General features: G+C 64.5%; 2 protein-coding genes and 1 riboswitch. Of the genes, one reads left to right on the forward strand and one right to left on the reverse strand.

Annotated elements, in window-relative coordinates; translation table 11 throughout:
• Nucleotides 1-191 precede the first annotated feature (191 nt).
• Nucleotides 192-362: riboswitch (cyclic di-AMP (ydaO/yuaA leader) on the forward strand.
• 404 nt (nt 363-766) lie between these two features.
• Nucleotides 767-1,576: a C40 family peptidase gene (locus U9977_RS22515; protein ID WP_322751281.1), complete on the forward strand. Its 810-nt coding sequence runs from the start codon at nt 767-769 to the stop codon at nt 1,574-1,576.
• Between the two features lie 533 nt (nt 1,577-2,109).
• Here the strand turns inward: U9977_RS22515 and U9977_RS22520 are convergent.
• Nucleotides 2,110-2,738 (reverse strand): plasmid partitioning protein (locus U9977_RS22520; RefSeq protein WP_322751282.1); only part of this gene is annotated, 629 nt, incomplete at its 5' end.

Raw genomic sequence — 2,738 nt, forward strand, 5'->3', positions numbered from 1 at the left:
GACCAACAGGTCAGGGCATGGCGGCGAGCTGGTCGGCATGGAGGATGGGAGGAGCCGATATGGTCACTTCTGTGAGCACTCGCCGTAGTTGTGAGGGACTAGTGTTTACTGGCACCATCCTTTTGAACTAGTCTCACCCCGACGTCACGACAACACCGGGCCGAACGCCGAATCCTGCCCACGGTCCCGGTGTCCCCTCCGAGTCGTCACCAGGGCAGGAGCGGGGGACCCATCCTCCACCGGACGACACCGAGCCGCGGTGCAGTCCTAGGGGTTAAGCGAGCTGTGCGACGGTCGCACGGCCCACCGGGCAGCCCAGCCCGAACCCGACAGCTCACCTCGCAGGCGAACGGGAAGGATCACAGCCTTGTCTGCGCCCGATGTGCAGCTTGATCCGGCAACATGGTCATATTCGTCGTCGCCGACAAAGTCGCCAACGAGATCGGCAACGACGTCGTCTCTGCGACCGCCTGCCGACATGACCGGGCGCTCAGCCCGTGGCAGGCACCGCGCGCCGGCTCCACCGTCGGGAACAAGTCGCGTCCGAGCCCGGGCCGCGGTAGCCGCGATGACAACCGGCACGGTTGCCGTGTCCGGTGTTGCGCTCGCCGGCTGCGCCCCGACCGACACCGGTATGGACGAAACCTCGGTCAGCTCGCGGGTCACGCTAGGATCGCAGTTCGGAAGCCAGGCGTCCCTCGCAGGCCTGCGCACGTCGGTCATCAACCCGGCCACCTCGGTCGGCCCCGGCTCCATCACAAGCCAGGTGATCGATCAGGCCGACCTGCACCCGAAGTCGGCTGTCGCGCTGAAGGTCACCAATCCGGACGTCTCCGTGCAGGCCGACCAGCCCATCGACATGGGCTTCGCCCTCGAGGACGGAACGACCCACGCGCCGCTGCCGAACCAGCTCATCAAGGTTCAGGTGAAGCTGCCTGACGGCTGGGCGACATTCAAGCACCTGTACACCAACGAACAGGGCTTCGCCAGCTACACAGCCAAGATTCTCACCACGACACAGATCACGGCTATCTTCGACGGCACCGACGCCCTGCAGTCGGCGCACTCCTCGAACATCGGTACGATGACTGTGATGCCTGGTCCAGCCCCGGCAGTCCCGGCACAGGCACCTCGATCGGTGGCTCGTAGCGTTCTTCAGGCATCCGGCTCCAGCGGGGCCAGCACGATATCACCGAGTACGATCGATGCGACGATATCCGCAGGCTCCCTCGGTCTACGGGCTGTTTATCTGGCGGCACAACAGGCCGGTAAGCCCTACGTGTACGGTGCAGAGGGACCTTACGCATTCGACTGCTCCGGCCTGGTTCAGTATGTCTTCAAACAGCTGGGGCGCAGCCTTCCTCGCACGGCGGAAGCTCAATACGAGGCAACGACCCGAGTATCGCAGTACAACAAACAGCCCGGCGACCTGATTTTCTTCGGTACACCTGGTAACATTTACCACATGGGCATCTACGCCGGTGATGGCAAGATGTGGGTAGCCCCAAAATCAGGTGACGTTGTCAAACTCGAGGCTATCTGGACCACGTCGTACTCGGTCGGCCGCGTCAGCTAGCGTGCAATCACAGTCCCAACGCCCTCTCGGGGGCCAAGGAGCCTGGTAGGTCGGCTCGTACGTCGGTACCGGCGACAGCAGCGTCCATCCTGGTCATGTGAAACGGTTACCGCTCCTTCAAAACACAATCGGGTTCCGCGTGTCCTCCCCCTCCGGTTACGCGTGAACCTCGCCGCCAGGTCGGTGCTGTCGAAATCGGCGCTGATCTGGCGGCCCCAAACCACAACTGGATGTCTCCAAGGACTTCCGCTGGTCGGAGCGAGCCAACCCCCCCGGCTCGTAATGCCCGGCGGAACGCGGGCTTCCGCTGGCCTTGCGCACTGAACCCCCCCCACAGTGCGCTCGGCCGGTGGGAGTCCAGAACTCCCGCCGGCCGGCCGCGCCACCCCCCCGGCTGAGCCGGCCGGCGGGAAGTCAATCCGGTGATGACACGAAGCGTGCCCAGAGACAGAGCTGGTGGTTCCAGGATCTCTGGAGATCCTGGAACCACCAGCCGCGCGAAACGAGCCATCAGCGCGCGGCCTTCGGTCGCTCTAGCCCCTGATATCTTTCGAAAACGTCCACAAAGCAGCGGTCGTGGCTTCGTCCCATTTCTGGGGCAGAAGCTTGACATGAACCTGCGAAGGGCACGCGGGCGCCGGTCCGACCGTGTTCACCGCCCCGACCGCCGCAAACAGTGGCTTCTGCGCGGAGTCAAGCGAGCTGCAGGCGACCGTAAGGGCCATGCGACCGCCTTCTCCCTCGCCCCAGATGTAGATCCGGGACATGTCGATGTTCGATCGCTCCTGAGCGACGTAGCGGACCACGTCCCGCAGGTACTGCGCATCCGGGCCGTTGACCTGCCAGCTGCTGGCCACCGCCTCCGGGTACACCAGGGCGAACTTCTGGCGATCTGCAAGCGCCGACGCGTTGCTGGCCTTCTCGATCGCCGCCATGTCGCTGCCGTCGTCAGCTAGAACGAGGACCAACGGCACCGGCTGCCTGGGCTTAGGGGCGGCATGTACCGCAAGCTCACGGCCTGCCGACGCGTAGCCCGCCGGAATCGCAGCGCGCTCGGTCTTCACCGTGGGTGAGCGGTACGTATAGGCGAAGGCAACCACGACCACAGCTACGACGATCAGCGTCCGTCGACGGTTCTTGGTCCACAGCGCTTTCCCGACTT

This window comes from Protofrankia sp. Cas8 (assembly GCF_963555845.1).
Classification (GTDB): domain Bacteria; phylum Actinomycetota; class Actinomycetes; order Frankiales; family Frankiaceae; genus Protofrankia.